This window comes from Paenibacillus dendrobii (assembly GCF_009807035.1).
In the GTDB taxonomy this organism is placed as follows: Bacteria; Bacillota; Bacilli; order Paenibacillales; family Paenibacillaceae; genus Paenibacillus_AQ; species Paenibacillus_AQ dendrobii.
Map to the genome: position 1 here is coordinate 772,628 of NZ_WUBI01000002.1, position 15,633 is coordinate 788,260.

Here is a 15,633-nt window from a genome sequence, read left to right on the forward strand (position 1 = left end):
CCAACCTTCTCCTCACATGTCAGTGCGTCGTTCGTCCGCACCCAGAATGGCGTTCAATCGATCCTTAAGACACTGCGCTGCCCCGCTGAGCAAGATCAACGCGATTTCATCCACATGTCGGTTTCTCCAGTTTTCCAGTGTCGTTCCTTTCAGCTCCTGATTCAAAGCTCCCAATGCAGGACCGCAATGGATCTGGTAATCTACCTTGGATTCCTCACTCCCCTGTAAAGCTAACCGGCTAGAATACGTAAAATACCATTTGAACAACATGGCCATTTTTTGCTTTGGATTATTGAGAGCGTGTTCCCATTCTTCTGGAGTGTAGTAAGCCTTTATTTCTGTGAGAACCTGGTCGAAACTCTTCTTAAAATATTTATCCTGAATTTGGATCTTCGTCTTCTCGTCGATGTCATCCAAAGAAGCATGCATACGGTACAAATCGTACAGTTTATTGGCTCTTGCCGGAAAAAACACACCTCTGCGAAGAACTTGAATTTTCGCACCCATCTCAAACATATCACCTGCAGGAGCATACTCCGTATCCTGGACATTGATTTGCTGGAGTAAATCTTTCACGGCGTCACTTGTGGCCGCTTCCAGCGTACACTGGTTAATTGAGCCCGTTACAATATAGTCTGCGCCCATAATAAAAGCGGCCGCGGCCGCCTCTGGCGTCCCGATACCACCAGCCGCCCCCACCCGTATCCGCTTTGGATACCGATACTTAACCATCATCTCATCCCGTAATTTTCGCATAGCCGGCATTAAGGCATAAGCCACACCTCCGTCGGTATGTCCTCCGGAATCTGCTTCCACCGTCAGGTCGTCGGCCATCGGTACTTTCATGAGCCACTGTGCTTCCTTCTCCGTAATCGACTGCTCCGCTAGCAGTTTGGCTACGATCCTTTCCGGAGCAGGGCTCAAGAAGGCTTCCGCGACTTCTGGACGGGAGACTTTGGCAATGATTTTATTCGTACTGGAGAATAAGCCATTTTCATCCTGCACTAATCCTTTCGCACGATACTTGACTAAAGCAGGAGTAACGCTCAAAAAAGCCGAGGCTTCAATCACCTTGACTTGACGGGCAATAAAAAGATCCGCCAACTGTTCTTCTTTTCGGGGATCGGATGGCAAGTGGAGAAAATTAAAACCATACGCCTGTCCTTGATTCAGCTCTTTCTGGATATCCGTAATCGCCGCTTCAATGACTGAAAATCCTAGACCTCCTGTACCAAAAAAACCAAGCATTCCTGCTCGCCCCATCCGAATAACCATTTCTTTCGAGGCAATGCCTCGATACATCGCACCCGCTATGTACGCATACGTCAAGTTATAATCCTGCTTAAACGTTGCGTCTCCTAGAGTCGCGGCCATAAGGCTTTTCTTCTCCGCAGGAACTAGGCCATCTCGCTCGAGTACAGCTACGGAAGACTTCGGGCTTTCGCTTTCCGTATTCATCGCTGTCACTACCTTTGTACCTGCTCGTCTTTCCATGGGTTGTGACTGCACCTCTTCTTCTGTAACGATGAGAGGCCCAGCCTCCGCTTGGATACGTGCAATAAGACCCGTCAACACTTTACCGACACCAATTTCTTCGAAGGCCATTTGACCCTTGCCCATTAAATAACGGATACTCTCTGTCCACTTCACTGGATGGGTAATTTGCCGCACCAAATTTTCACTTAATGCAGAAGCGATGTAAGGCCGGGCTTGCACATTGGAAATGACAGGTATCTTCATGTCTAGAAATTGAAAATTTTCAAGAAAATTTTCAAACTCTCGCATGGCCTCTTGCATATACCGGGAATGAAATGCTCCGCTTGTTCTCAAAGGAACAAACATCTCGACCCCTTTTGTGCTTTCAAAAACCGGCTGTGCCTGGTCAATATCGGCCTTGGTTCCAGAGATAACGATTTGGGTTGGAGCATTTAAATTGGCAATATCAATGCCGGACAGCCCTTTGGTATGCAGTACTTCCCGAATCTGCTCTTCAGTTAATCCAACAACAGCAGCCATACCGCCATCGGTAGCGCGATTCATTAATTCTCCTCTTTTTTTGACCAGCTCCAACCCTGTCTTGAAATCAAACGCGCCTGCCGCGAACAAAGCATTGTACTCCCCTAGACTGTGACCCGCTACAAAATCCGGACGTTGTCCCGTATCAATAATTTTCTTGAGGTAGCTCATCGCATTGACCGTGTATAAAGCCGGCTGTGTAAACTGAGTCTGGTGCAAGTTCCCCCCTGCGTCATTCAGGCAAAGCTCTTGAATCGAATAGCCTAACACTTCGTCGGCTTGCTTCGTCAATTCACGAAACTCGTCGAACAATCCTTCACCCATTCCTTTTTTTTGAGCACCTTGCCCTGGAAATACGTAAGTGATCATACGTTTCTACCATCCTTCATATAAGATTCGCATAACTTAAGCGATTGATAATACGTTAATTCATGGGGATGTAAGTGAGCCAAGGCGATTTTCGGCAGGACTTAGCTAAAAAATGAAAAACGCACACTGCTTCCTGGTCTTCAACTTCCATTTCTCCTAAAGTCAAATGCTCAACGATTATTTCCTTGCAAACTTCGGGCATGATCCTCTGCAGTCCCCCTCACTATTTTTTTCAAAAAGACAAAAAAATGCCTACGGCACCTCCCTTGTGAGGAGGTTCCGTAAGCATTGGGTGTCTTTCTCATGTGCTAAGTTATGAACCTTAAGCTTGCTTAACGCGCCTAAACGCCGATTAAGTACACTTGAGTTATTATTAAAATAAGCAAATTACGATTATTAAATTACTATATTTTAAATCATTTGTAAAGTATTTATTTTTATCCCATTACCTAATCGATAATACATTTTTTAACACATATTTCATATTTCGACATCGTTTTCATTTCGACCGTGTTAAGATATCCAAAAAAAAAGAAGAGGTGGAAGTGAAGTGGCTTGGTATGTTTTATTTGTCAAATCAGGATTCGAATCCCAAGTCAAACATTGGCTTGATGCTAGATTCGATGGAAACCTGTTATATAGTATTATTCCTAAACGTAAAGTTCCCGAGAAAAAAAGAGGTCAAGAATATCATGTAGTGAAGCCCTTATTTCCAGGTTATGTATTTGTGGAAACCAAAATGAATTTCTCCACATATTACCGGTTAAAGGAAAATTCACTTATCTACCAAACATTAAATTATAATAATCTAAAAGATAGAAATATGAAATCCATCGACACTCTACTCATTGATAACCAATTGGAAAAGCTAGATGAATCGTATTTTTTCAAAGAAATACCAATGGAGGAAATGTTCGTTGTACTCAATCTCATTAACCAAGATGATACCATCGAATATTCCCAAGTGTGTGTCGATAACTCGAATTTTGTTGTACGAGCAGGGCCTTTGAAAGGAATGGAACGTTTTATTAAGAAGATCGATAAGCATAAAAAAAGAGCTAAAGTCTTACTCACGATACTTGGTGCGGAACTATTAATTGACTTTGGTATCGAAATTCTCTAGTTAAACCTCACTCGCTTACAAGCCAAGTTTTAGCCACCTCAGGATCGTCAAAATATTTAATCGGCATCGAAAATGGAACGGTGGTTTTTTTTATCTTTTGACGCAATCGCCACTTGTCCCAAAAAGTAAAGCCTACAATAGCTAGTTTTTTCGTATGGTTCTGCAGACAATTGATATTCTCCACAAACTTGATTAAGACAGAATCCGTTAGCTGCGTTTCATAAAAATCAACCCAAATATTTAACTGGCGATTTCTGCTTGAAATAAACTCTTCTTCTGCCTTCATTAATGCAAATAACGCATCCGCATTCGAAAAAAAACTTCCATATTTCAGACAGTGTAATTCTCCACCCTTGTAGTAATAAGGGAATAATGAACCTCCGGGCGATTTCATACTATGCACGATGAATTCCTCCTTAAGATCACCAGCTAACTGGTTTGTCATCAATCAATTCCTCGATATGACTAATATGCACACTCGCGAAAGTTACCAACTTTCTATACAAACACGACATTGACAGCAATTTTTCTAAAGAGAATTTATGATAACTGACTCAAAGTGTCAATATGATTTTATAACTTAGCATATTTACGCTACGGGGAGATATCTGGAATTTAATTGTATTTTGGTGATAGGAAGCACACTGCAGGTGGTATTATTCGTTCGGTAGGAATCTTCTTTTAACGCTCCACGAATGTGGATAATCGAGAGGAATGAAACAAAAAGGGTGCTTAACATAGCACCTCAGAAGTAAGAGAATCCTATATATTTTTAAAAGATACAGGGTTTCTCGAATGATTAGACTCTGTATCTTAACAGATGCCGGGTTAGCCCTTTGGTTGCTGAATCTTGCGCATTCATGCAAAAGGAATCATCTTTTTGTACTGCTTAGAATCGGAAGCTTATGGTCTGCCCACTTCATCTACATGGCGGTTCGTCCAACTCTCTCGCTGCATAACTCATTTCTGATTTGCGTGGAAAACATAAAGAGCACATGTAATCCCCCCACTTAAACACAACCGATTTATATTGAAAAAAATTACGAAACGTGCAAATCAATAGGATACCGTGAAGACCTTTTTCGAATCGTGCCTCTTCGATCTCAAAAATATGAAGCGGAGTCGTAAGACCTGTTTTAAGCGTCTTGGACAAAGCTTCCTTGGAAACCCATAACGCCGCTGCCGAATCCTGCTTGCTCCATGGCCCACTCCCCAATAACCTTCTTTCGAAATCGGTCAGTTGCTCAAGTACCGTGTCCAATAAAAGGCGCGGTACATACTCGATATCAATTCCCATCGGATGCTCCTCTTCAAATGCTACTGCCGCAGCAAGCCCCTCGCTGTGCGAAATCGATACCCCTATTCGTGACTCATTGGGATGCCTGACGATCGGTTGTCGAAACACCCCATGACCGACTTGAACATCGTACATCGCAGTGGATGGATCGAAGGCGTGGATCGCGATCTTTGCAGCATATCTACCAATTAAATAATCTTGCCGTCTCTTCTCATAGACAAGTGTAGAACCATACGCAAGCTCCGTGGGATGGAGTACTTGCTCCATCTCTGGGAAGACCTCTTGACTCGAATTTGAATATATGCAAAGAGCCGCATGATAAACTTTCAACTCTCTTATAAAATCCAACCTTAATACCTTTGCATCGCGCAGCTGTAGCGCTTCATTCGTCTTCAACGATCTGAACCCCCGATATTAACAGACTCTTGTATTGCACAAGCTGGTTAAAATTAATACTTTAAGAATGACCACCCATCGCATAATGATAGTTACACCATCGCCCGCCTTTTTGACGAATAAATTTCCTAATATTAACAATTCAGGGAATGCCTTTACACGAAACAATACCATCTTTATAACAGATATTCAAACATATATTTACATCATAATATTCTATAACAATACATGTATATACAGTTTATTCCATCATCGTTTTTCAGCTAATATACTCTCCTTCAGCCATCAGCTGAAGGTACTATGACGGAAGACATCCTGTTGTATTGATTGCTGATTATATTCTTTTCAAAAAAGAGACATCACTTCTTCCCGAAACGGAAGATGCTCTGCCTCCTTAGCGTAACTCATCATCTCAGCGAAATTCCATAATGCCTTTTCCCCGTATACTTATAGATAATGGAAAAATCTCCGAATCCTTCTCGGCAAAAAACCAGCGACGGTCTTTCTTGACGACGATCAGCAGCCCGTGCTCATCTCCAACCGGAACAAAACCGTCATTGCCCTCTCTCCATTTTGGAAAACCCTTGCTTTGCAATTCCTCTACAAATAGCCGGACATCATCCCTCACAATTCCGATTTCGCTCACACAAAGCAGACTGTTGGCGTTAAAAGGCTCTCCTGATGCGTTGTTCAGGTTATGCCTCGCAATCAGCTCCACAATATTACCAGCCGGGTCCTCAAAATACACCGCAGAGGCATTCCATGATTCAAAATCCGCCTCGTCCTCCCCTTCTTCCCGGTTCAACGTTACCCTATTCGAAAGCCATGCCTTGGCCTCCTTGAACTGGTTCTCGGGGATATTAAAGGCATAGTGATAAAAAGGCTGCCCTTCTGCCGCCTGCTCAAATGTCAATAAGGTGTCCCCGATTCGCAAAGAAAACAAACCGTCTTCCTCTGCTATCACGGGCACGCCCAGTGTATCCTGGTAAAACTGTTTCAAGGTTACAAGTTCTGCCGTTTTTAACTTGATTTCTTCAAAAAACACCGCTTCCCCTCCTTCGTCCTGCTTGCTCACCGAATGATTGCAAAAAAGACGGCGCCCCGTGCACGGGAACATATCTCCCGCTTAACTGGCAGCGCCGTCTTATGATTCTTAAAACCGGTCGGCCCATACGCATACAGGCTTCGAAATTTCAATCGATTTTCCTGTATAGCTCAGCTTACCGCTCTCCGAATTTCTCGTAAACACCGCCAAGTTGTTCGTATCCCGGTTTACCGTGAGCACGTAACGGCCACCCGGTACGATGGAAAAATGACGCGGATGTTTGCCTTCTGCAGACACATGCTGGATGGTTTCCAGTTTTCCCGTTTCCGGATTCACTGCATACACGACGATACTGTCATGTCCCCGGTTCGACCCGTACAGGAACCTTCCATCCTCCGAAATGGTGATTTCCGCGCATCCGTTTTCGACTTGAGCATCTGCCGGCAGCGTCGACACGGTTTCGATCTCCGTAAGGGCCCCGTGCTCTGCATCATAACGAAACGCCGTTACGGTCGATTGCAATTCATTAATAACATATGCGAATTTCCCGCTTGGATGGAATACAAGATGTCGCGGACCCGCGCCTTCCTTAACTTTCGCTTCTCCTTGAAGAACCAGCTTGCCTTCTTCTGCATTAATCCGATATGTAAAGATCGTATCCAGGCCCAAATCGCATACGAACAAGAAACGCTGATCCGGACTGTAAAAGGAGGAATGCACATGTGATTTCTGATCCGGCTGCTGCCCTTTATGCTCCTGGATATCCAGTATGCCGCCGACAGTACCTTCTTCTTTCAGTTCCACAAGACTCACGGATCCTTTGTGATAACTCGTTAGTGTCAGAAAGCGGTTATTGGCGCTGCGCTGAATGTGGCAGGATGGACCGTTGAGCGCGTCAGCACGGCTTGTCTCCGCAAGCTTCCCATTCTCTGCAAGAATATTGAAAGATACGGCATCGCTGCGTTTGGTCCCATCCTCTGCAACCGTCTCGCTGATGGCGTACAAGCGACGCTTCGGTACATCTACGTTCAGAAACGTCGGATTTTTAAGCCCGGATACCTGATCCAGACGAGTAAGGTCCCCATGTTGTTCATCAAATTCATATACGTACACGCCGTCCGAGGATTCTTCGGCATACGAACCCACGAATACGAGCATGCGCTGGTTTTCAACTGTCATATGGTTATCGCCTCTTCACTTTGTTTTTACGCTTTATTGTATCATTTTCAACACTCTTCCCGCAAAAGAAATGGAAGATTGTAATTCCCTTGTTCCTGCTTTAGTATGGTAGATACCTCTTGAAAACATCACTCACGGATTCTATCAGTAAGGAGTTTTTACATATGGACTTTGTAGCTATCGATTTTGAAACGGCAAACGCTAACCGCTCAAGCGCCTGCTCCCTGGGTCTTGTAGAAGTGCGGGACGGCGCAATTATATCTGAACAATCCTGGCTTATCGATCCGGGGCAGCCCTTCGATTATCGGAATGTGCTCATTCATGGCATTACCGAGTCCATGGTAGAGGGAATGCCCGCTTTCCACGAGCTTTGGCCTACCTTACATCCCCTGCTGGAGGGGAAGAACGTGGTAGCGCATAACGCTTCATTCGATATGAGCGTGCTGCGCTATTGTCTCGACAAGGTTTCCGTTGATTATCCGAGCTTTCAATACTACTGCACGTATCTGCTCAGTAAAAAAATGCTGAACTGGATGCCTTCGCATAAGCTGAATGTACTCGCGGACTGGTACGATATCCCGCTTCATCACCATGATGCGCTTGATGATGCGAGAGCCTGCGCCCATGTGCTGCTCAACCTGATCCGCAAGGAGGAGCACAATTCAGCAGAACAGCTGTCTTTGGCTTTGGGTTGCAAAATAGGCATGATGTATCCGGGCGGCTATAAACCCTTCTCGGCCCCGGCGAAGAAAAAAGCGAAGCCTGCAAAAGCGCGGAAGCTGCCTGGAACGAATAATTATATTAGCGGATAGTCCACAAAAATAATAGACCGGCCATGGATTATCCGATGGCCGGTCTTCTCTATGTTCACTTTATGGTTGACGTGATATACGTCTCGCATATCCCCCGTAAAAAAAGACCACGAAGGGAGTTCTTCCTTCATGGTCTTTTTATTGCTTATGCCAGACTTCCAGGCTTCTTGTGATACTTGATAATGCCCTCCGCGGCTCGGTAGGATAATGCGCCTACGGTGCCAGTCGGGTTATAGCCCCCATTATGGGCAAAGGCCGAGGCACCCACGACAAAGCAGTTATCGAAATCCCACATCTGCAAATAGTTGTTTACCGCCGATGTGTCGGGGCTATCCCCCATGATCACGCCGCCCGTATTGTGCGTGGATTGATAGTGCGTTATTTCATAAGGACCTTGCTCCGTATAAGCTACAACCTTATCCGCACCCATTTCTTTCAATATTTGACCGCATTTAGCCCCGAGGAATTTGACCATTTCGCGGTCACGTTCCTCGAAGTCAAACGTAATCCGGATCAGCGGATCGCCGAATTCATCCTTGTAGGCCGGATCCAGATCCAGGAAATGATGCCGGTACGGCATGCAAGATCCTTCTGCCCATACGGAGACGTTCCGGTTCGCATATTTGATCGAGGCGGCTTTGAAGTCCTTGCCCCAGCCAGGCGTTCCCGGAGGGACCGTGTTATTCTGGATCGGCCGGTTGCCTCCCTGGCTATAACTGATACTGCCGCCGTGAATGAAATTCAGGTCCTTGTGATCGAAATTGTCACCATTGAAATCATCCATGGTCATCGCCATGGCGCCTGCGCCCGAGAATAGATTGAATTCCTTCTCCTCAAAAAATCCGACGCCGGCTGCCGCTTCTACCTGATAAGCATAGTTTCTTCCAATGACCCCGGTTCCAGACTTGGAATCATAAGGCTTGCCCATATTCGATAGCAGCAAAAGTCTCGTATTATTGAACACATAGCTGGTCATGACGACAATATCCGCCGGCTGTTCGTATTCTTCTCCGGTGGTGGTGTCAATGTATAAGACGCCGGTCGCCTTGCCGCCCTTATGCAAAATCCGTCTGACGTTCGAGTGGGTGCGGAGCTCGAATTTCCCCGTGTTTTTTGCCACCGGCAGCACCGTGACGACCGGATCCGCCTTTGCGCCGTACTCGCAGCCGAAACGTTCGCAAAAGCCGCAGTATTGGCAGGCTGCCCGTGCAACGCCGTCCGGGTTCGTATACTGTTCGGACAGATTCGCCGACGGCATAATGTAAGGATGATACTTCAGTCCTTTGCAGGCATCCGAAAAAAGCTTCATCACCGGCGATACCTGCATGGGAGGGGTCGGATACTTCTCGGAGCGCTTGCCGCCAAGTGGATTCTCCTCACCGCCGATGCCAGCCATCTTTTCGAACTTCAGAAAATACGGCTCAAGCTCGTCATAGGTGATGCCCCAATCCTGAATCGTCATGCCATCAGGGATTTTTTTCTTGCCGTACCGCTCAATGGTTTGCGTCTTGATCTGGAAGTCGTAAGGCAGGAAACGGAAGGTCATCCCATTCCAGTGCACGCCGGCGCCGCCAAGGCCATCTCCAAGTAAGAAGGAACCGTATGAACGCATGGGGAGCGAACGGATTTTTTCGTTGCCTCGGAAGGTAATCGTTTCCTTGGACAAGTCCTGAAACATTTCATATCGTAACGCATACCTCAGTTCGTCATGGACCATGTAATAGTCTTCGGTCTTGCGTTCCTTGCCGCGCTCCAGACCCACGACATTCATCCCTGCCTTGGTCAGCTCGGCAGCGATAATTCCGCCGCCCCAACCTACGCCGACAACAACGACATCTGTTTTAGGGAGTTTGGTTGCCATCATGTCACCTCATCGTGATTTTCTATTGTCCCTGCAAGGTTTAGCGGAGCTTAAACGAGGCTCCCGGGTTTCTTGTGATACTTCATAATCCCCTCAGCTGCCCGGTAGGCCAAAGCACCAACGGTACCGGTAGGGTTGTATCCGCTGTTGTGCGGGAAGGCGGAGGCCCCGATGACAAAGAGATTTTCGGTGTCCCACATTTGCAGGTAATTATTCACAGCGGATGTATCCGGGCTATCGCCCATAATAACGCCGCCGGTATTGTGGGTCGATTGGTAGGTCGTAATTTCATAAGGCGCCAGCTCGGTATTGGCAACCACTTTATCCGCGCCCATTTTCTTCAGAATATCGCCGCACTTCGCTCCCATGAACTTTACAAGCTCACGGTCCTGATCTTCGAAGTCAAATGTGATCCGCATGAGCGGGTCACCGAATTCATCCTTATAGACCGGATCCAAATCAAGGAAATGGTGGCGGAACGGCATGCATGAACCTTGGGCACCCACGTTAATATGACGGTTTGCATATTTAACGGTTGCCGCCTTGTAGTCCTTGCCCCAGGTTGGCGTACCCGGCGGAACCGAGTTGTTCTGAATCGGACGCGCGCCGGTTTGGCTGTAGGAGATGTTTGCCCCATGAATAAACTTGAGGTCCTTGTGATCAAAGTTGTCTCCGTTGAAATCGTCGATGCACATGCCCAGCGAGCCGGCACCGGCGAATATATTAAATTCCTTGTCTTCGAAGAAACCAACGCCCGCACCCTTAAGCACCTGATAAGCGTAGTTTTTACCGATAACGCCTGTTCCGGTTTTGGGATCATACGGTTTCCCTATATTGGACATCAACAGCAGACGTGTATTGTTAAAGACATAACTTGTCATGACTACAATGTCGGCAGGCTGTTCGTATTCTTCACCGGTCGTGGTGTCGGTGTACAGGACGCCTGTTGCTTTGCCGCCCTTATGTAGGATCCGTCTGACATTGGAGTGTGTACGCAGTTCGAACTTCCCTGTATTTTTGGCTACCGGAATCACCGTAACCACCGGATCCGCCTTGGCGCCGTATTCGCAGCCGAAACGCTCGCAATAACCGCAGTATTGGCAGGCCGCCCGTGCGATACCATCCGGATTCGTATATTGCTCCGACAGATTCGCCGATGGCATATGATACGGATGATAATTGAGTCCTTTGCAGGAATCGGAGAACATTTTCATGCCCGGCGTCGTTTTCATCGCAGGCGTCGGGTACTTTTCCGAGCGTTTGCCACCAAGGGGATTCTCGTCGCCAGATATCCCCGCTGTCTTTTCGAATTTGTTGAAATACGGTTCCAGTTGATCGTACGTAATGCCCCAGTCCTGTATAATCATCCCGTCCGGAATTTTGCTTTTCCCGTAACGCTCAATTGTTTTGGATTTAATCTCAAAATCATAGGGAAGGAAGCGGAAGGTTTGTCCATTCCAGTGAACACCAGAACCCCCAAGCCCGTCGCCCAGCAAGAAGGAACCGTAAGAACGCATCGGAAGCGCCTTGATCTTCTCATTGCCGCGGAAGGTGATCGTTTCTTTCGATAAATCCTGAAACATCTCATACCGCAAAGCGTAACGCAGTTCATCATGGACCATGTAATAATCTTCGGTTTTGCGTTCCTTGCCGCGTTCAAGACCAACCACGGACAAGCCGTTCTTGGTCAGCTCCGACGCAATGATGCCTCCGCCCCAGCCGACACCGACAATAACGACATCCGTTTTTGGCAGTTTGGTTGCCATCTCATATCACCTCTTCATTTATTTTAGGAATGTGGAAGATGTTCTCTCAGGCTGACAGGTGTTATTTTTTCGAACTTATCCTGTTCGATAATCTTCGTGTAGGACATTTGGTTGCCAGGGAAGTTTTTCAGCTTCCAGCCCCCCATATTGCCATTACCGCCGTAGAGCGGGTCAGCGTATGCCCCTTCCATGGTGCTTCCGAACAACGTTTTGAAGAAACCGCTGGCGGAAATCGTGGTAAGCTTTACCTCATCCGTTTCAAAAGCCTTCAGGACGGTATCCTGCTCTTCCGGTGTGAGGTCCTTGAATTTCTTCTGGAATTTCTTATTGCTGTAATTCTGCATTTCCTGAAGTCCGATATCAAAGATTTCCCTGCGTTTCAACCGGCCTTGATAACCTTGCGTGGTCTCCCCTTTAAAGAAAGGACCCTGCATGTACTCCCTGCCGTTTAACCCCCACTCGCCTGCAAGCTGGTGATCGATAAAATAGGCAACCCCGAGCTCCTTAGCCCCCGGTCCATTATCATCTGCCGGGAAAAGGCGTTCGGTGGCGGCTTCCGTAATCAAAAATTGCTCCTGGGTGAAATACATCAACGCCTGGTTGAAGTTAACTGCCTCGCCTGCTGGTGCTTTGTTCTCGGTTGTATTTCCCGTATTATTGTTAGTCGTCGATTTATTCGGAGACCGGAGCAAGCTGCCGACAACTCCGCCGACCACCAGACCGCCAACGGCATATCCCGTATTTTTCAAGAAATTCCGTCTGGACTGGTCGGGCTCCTTATGGTCTTTCAAATCCTGCTCTTCCGTTTCGTTAGCCATATCAGTTACCTCCTGTTGAATGTGAATGTTCTCCAATATGGATTGGATTAAACATCATTTTTTTGTTATTTTGTCGAAAAATCCCACAAATAATACATCCTCCGAAAGATAATCATAATTGTATGTTCAACATATCTAGGGAGGGATTATCCATGAAAGGATCTTGGGCAAAAATAACCGTTCCTGCTTTCTGCATTGCGATTGCCTTGACCGGCTGTAACACTAACATGCATCAGAAAGCGCAAACCAAACCGGTCAGAATTCAATCTCATATGGACACACAACATGGCACACACCATGCGAACATCACGGAAAGCCATCCTCACGTAGACAATATCAAGGTGATTCCGCATTTTAACGGCGATAAAGTCCGCACGACCAACAAAAACGGAACAACCTATAGCGGAATGGGCTCCGGAATTTATAGCCGCATCGGCACTTCCAGCCTGCATGATACTCCGGAATCGATCACGCTTGAAAATCGCCTGGAATCAGCGGGTATTACCGGGGTAAAAGTATTGGCTCTTGGTGACTCGGTGTACATCGGCGACCCAGAGAAGCATACCCATACGAATAATTCCAAGCCCCAGCCGCATAAGGTGTTGAGCCCGAATGAAGGGGCCTCAGGCAAAGGTTATATGAGCCAAAAAGGAACCGGTTATTCCATTGGATCGCGCGACATTAACGAAAGCAACCTGAGCTTAATCCACCAAGAGGTCAATGGCGTATACGGCAAAAAGGTGAAATTGTATACCGTTCATGATCCGAAAGCCATTCAAACCATTGAAAAGGTCAAAACAGCCCTCCGTGCCGGGAAATCCGTGAAGCAAATGAACCGTGATATGCAGATCATTAAAAAGAATGCCCAGCTGCATACCACGACGAATCACCAAGCGCATAAGCCGGTAAATTAGACCTTAAAATACATGAACACCTCCTCAAGCGCACAAGCGTTATAAGGAGGTGTTTTTGATTTTGGATTCATGTTAATTTTTCTCGGCCAGCTTTTCCGGTTCAACCGTTGCCTCGTTTGTAATTTCTTCCACGACGCCTTTGGTCGAAGAACGGAATTCACGAAGCGTATCTCCGACAGCGCGTCCGAGTTGCGGGAGCTTGGATGGTCCAAACACGACCAGCGCAATCATCAAAATGATAAGAAGCCCCGGTAATCCAATATTATTAAACATGGCTTTCGCCTCCCTTCGGGTCAATAAGTAGGTTGTCCAGCTCCTTGCGGTGCAGATACCACCGGGATACCAGAATGCTGAGTTCAAACAGCAAGATCAGTGGAATGGTCACGGACAGATGAGATACAAAGTCCGGAGGCGAGATCATCGAACCGACGACGGCAAGGGCCAGATAGACATACTTGCGCACTTTTTTCAGCAGAGACGGTCCGAGAATCCCGAGCCGGGTCAGAAACAGGACGACAGCCGGCATTTCAAAAGCCAAAGCAAGCGGAAACACGACGCTGAACATCAATGAAAAATACCTGTCCATGCCATAAGTTTCCACGGCTCCAACCGTTTTGTTCATTTTGGAGAGGAACGAAACCATCATGGGAAACGCGACATAAAAGCTGAATGCCACTCCGATGGAAAAAAGCACGAAAGCCATCGGAACGAACCAAAAGGTTTTTTTCGCTTCATCATTGGTCAGTCCTGGCCGCACAAACGCCCACACATGATACAGCGCAAGCGGAACGGTGAAGAAAACAGCCACCAAAAAACCGCATTTCATGTAGATGAACATGCCGTCGGTCAGCGAAAACACATTCCACGCAATATCGGCGGCGGCAGGCCTGTTCTTAATGTAAAGCAGCACTTTCGGCGACATGTACAAGCCCGCAGCCAAGGTCAGGATAAAGAAGAGCATCACCCAGATCAGCCGTTTGCGAAGCTCCGTCAGGTGGGTGACCCACTCATCACTGTTAATCAATGAACCGCCTCCTCTTCTAGCACCGGATCGCCAAGTTTGCCGGGTCCAAGCGCTCCGCGATAATGTATATTGTATCCAGAATTTGCAGAATTATAGCCGAATATGTCGGAAAAGCGCTTGACACATTATTATCGCCATGTCCAGCACTGTCACACACTTTTCACATTTGCATGTTGACAAGCAACGGATTAAAATAAACATGTAAGTTACTTAATAATTGGAGGTCTAAATATATGAAATTTAAAGACAAAACGTTTCTTGTTACAGGCGGCGCAGGCGGAATCGGTAAAGGCCTCGTTACTGCTTTGGCTAAAGAAGGAGCACGCATAGCATTTTTTGATATTAATGAAGAAAAGGGAAAAGCAACCGAGGAGGAAATCAGCAAAATTTCGGAGTGCATGTTTGTTAAAGTCAACCTGATGGAAAAAGAGGACGTTGTTGCCGGCTTTCAAAAAGTCATCGACAAATACAAGACCATCCATGGTCTCGTAAACTGTGCGCAGGCATCCAAAAATGTGCCTTTCATGGATACCACGGAAAAAGAATTCGAGCTTGCTTTTGGTACAGGTTTCTGGCCTACATTCCACCTAATGAAACTTAGCTACCCTCACCTGAAGGAAAACCAAGGCTCCATCGTGAACTTCGCTTCCGGTGCCGGACTGAAAGGCATGTTAACACAAACGTCTTACGCTGCCGCCAAAGAAGCTATCCGTGGTATTTCCCGCGTTGCTGCGAATGAATGGGGTCCGGACAACATCAACATCAACATCGTCTGCCCGATCGCCGCATCGGAAGGTGTTGCCGAATGGAGACAGCATAATGCTGAAGCCTACGATCAAATGGTGAGCGCGATCCCGCTTCGCCGCCTAGGCGATCCGGAACAGGATATCGGCCGTGTTGTCTCCTTCCTGTTGAGCGAAGATGCCAAGTTCATGACTGGCCAGACGATCATGGTTGACGGCGGAAGCGTCATGATGCGTTAACACCGACCTCTCTAAAGCCCAAAATGAGAC

At 46.8% G+C, this 15,633-nt stretch carries 14 protein-coding genes; 4 read left to right on the forward strand and 10 right to left on the reverse strand.

From position 1 onward, the window contains the following. Positions 1–12: 12 nt before the first annotated feature. The gene (gene fabD / locus GRF59_RS17300; RefSeq protein WP_160498932.1) at positions 13–2,385 is read right to left on the reverse strand and encodes an ACP S-malonyltransferase; all 2,373 of its coding nucleotides are present in this window, start codon (positions 2,383–2,385) and stop codon (positions 13–15) included. Positions 2,386–2,935: 550 nt separating this feature from the next. Between fabD and loaP the strand changes: the two genes are divergently transcribed. After that, entirely contained in the window at positions 2,936–3,508 is a 573-nt protein-coding gene (loaP, locus tag GRF59_RS17305) for an antiterminator LoaP (protein WP_160498933.1), read from the forward strand. A gap of 7 nt (positions 3,509–3,515) precedes the next feature. Here the strand turns inward: loaP and GRF59_RS17310 are convergent, their stop codons facing one another. The 4 genes from GRF59_RS17310 to GRF59_RS17325 all read right to left on the reverse strand — a co-directional run bounded on the left by GRF59_RS17310 (position 3,516) and on the right by GRF59_RS17325 (position 7,425). Beyond that, the gene (locus GRF59_RS17310) at positions 3,516–3,902 is read right to left on the reverse strand and encodes a hypothetical protein (RefSeq protein ID WP_237391895.1); all 387 of its coding nucleotides are present in this window, start codon (positions 3,900–3,902) and stop codon (positions 3,516–3,518) included. A gap of 525 nt (positions 3,903–4,427) precedes the next feature. Continuing rightward, positions 4,428–5,201, reverse strand: coding sequence for a 4'-phosphopantetheinyl transferase family protein (locus GRF59_RS17315; RefSeq protein WP_160498935.1), 774 nt, complete (start codon positions 5,199–5,201; stop codon positions 4,428–4,430). 412 nt (positions 5,202–5,613) lie between these two features. Beyond that, on the reverse strand, positions 5,614–6,276 hold the full coding sequence (locus GRF59_RS17320; protein WP_341480091.1) for a VOC family protein: 663 nt from the start codon (positions 6,274–6,276) through the stop codon (positions 5,614–5,616). A gap of 78 nt (positions 6,277–6,354) precedes the next feature. Further along, positions 6,355–7,425 carry a lactonase family protein gene (locus GRF59_RS17325; RefSeq protein ID WP_160498937.1) on the reverse strand — a complete coding sequence of 357 codons (1,071 nt, stop codon included), beginning with the start codon at positions 7,423–7,425 and terminating at the stop codon, positions 6,355–6,357. A 119-nt stretch (positions 7,426–7,544) separates the two neighbouring features. On the opposite strand from GRF59_RS17325, the gene GRF59_RS17330 reads away from it, so the two are divergent. Further along, on the forward strand, positions 7,545–8,237 hold the full coding sequence (locus GRF59_RS17330; protein WP_272914995.1) for a 3'-5' exonuclease: 693 nt from the start codon (positions 7,545–7,547) through the stop codon (positions 8,235–8,237). A gap of 145 nt (positions 8,238–8,382) precedes the next feature. Here GRF59_RS17330 and GRF59_RS17335 read toward each other — a convergent pair whose 3' ends face one another. Genes GRF59_RS17335 through GRF59_RS17345 form a run of 3 tightly spaced genes read right to left on the reverse strand, consistent with a single transcriptional unit; the run spans position 8,383 to position 12,682 of the window. After that, positions 8,383–10,098, reverse strand: coding sequence for a GMC family oxidoreductase (locus GRF59_RS17335; protein WP_160498939.1), 1,716 nt, complete (start codon positions 10,096–10,098; stop codon positions 8,383–8,385). 50 nt (positions 10,099–10,148) lie between these two features. Further along, the gene (locus GRF59_RS17340; RefSeq protein ID WP_160498940.1) at positions 10,149–11,864 is read right to left on the reverse strand and encodes a GMC family oxidoreductase; all 1,716 of its coding nucleotides are present in this window, start codon (positions 11,862–11,864) and stop codon (positions 10,149–10,151) included. A 23-nt stretch (positions 11,865–11,887) separates the two neighbouring features. Further along, the gene (locus GRF59_RS17345; protein ID WP_160498941.1) at positions 11,888–12,682 is read right to left on the reverse strand and encodes a gluconate 2-dehydrogenase subunit 3 family protein; all 795 of its coding nucleotides are present in this window, start codon (positions 12,680–12,682) and stop codon (positions 11,888–11,890) included. Between the two features lie 152 nt (positions 12,683–12,834). Here GRF59_RS17345 and GRF59_RS17350 point away from each other — a divergent pair, with 152 nt between their 5' ends. Next, positions 12,835–13,596 (forward strand): hypothetical protein, encoded by a 762-nt coding sequence (locus tag GRF59_RS17350; RefSeq protein ID WP_160498942.1) that lies wholly within the window; start codon positions 12,835–12,837, stop codon positions 13,594–13,596. A gap of 72 nt (positions 13,597–13,668) precedes the next feature. On the opposite strand, the gene GRF59_RS17355 is transcribed toward GRF59_RS17350, so the two are convergent. Further along, positions 13,669–13,869 (reverse strand): twin-arginine translocase TatA/TatE family subunit, encoded by a 201-nt coding sequence (locus tag GRF59_RS17355; RefSeq protein ID WP_160498943.1) that lies wholly within the window; start codon positions 13,867–13,869, stop codon positions 13,669–13,671. After that, on the reverse strand, positions 13,862–14,620 hold the full coding sequence (tatC, locus tag GRF59_RS17360; protein ID WP_160498944.1) for a twin-arginine translocase subunit TatC: 759 nt from the start codon (positions 14,618–14,620) through the stop codon (positions 13,862–13,864). The genes GRF59_RS17355 and tatC overlap by 8 nt, the downstream gene beginning before the upstream one ends. A 233-nt stretch (positions 14,621–14,853) precedes the next feature. Between tatC and GRF59_RS17365 the strand changes: the two genes are divergently transcribed. Continuing rightward, the gene (locus GRF59_RS17365; RefSeq protein ID WP_160498945.1) at positions 14,854–15,603 is read left to right on the forward strand and encodes an SDR family NAD(P)-dependent oxidoreductase; all 750 of its coding nucleotides are present in this window, start codon (positions 14,854–14,856) and stop codon (positions 15,601–15,603) included. Positions 15,604–15,633 lie beyond the last annotated feature (30 nt).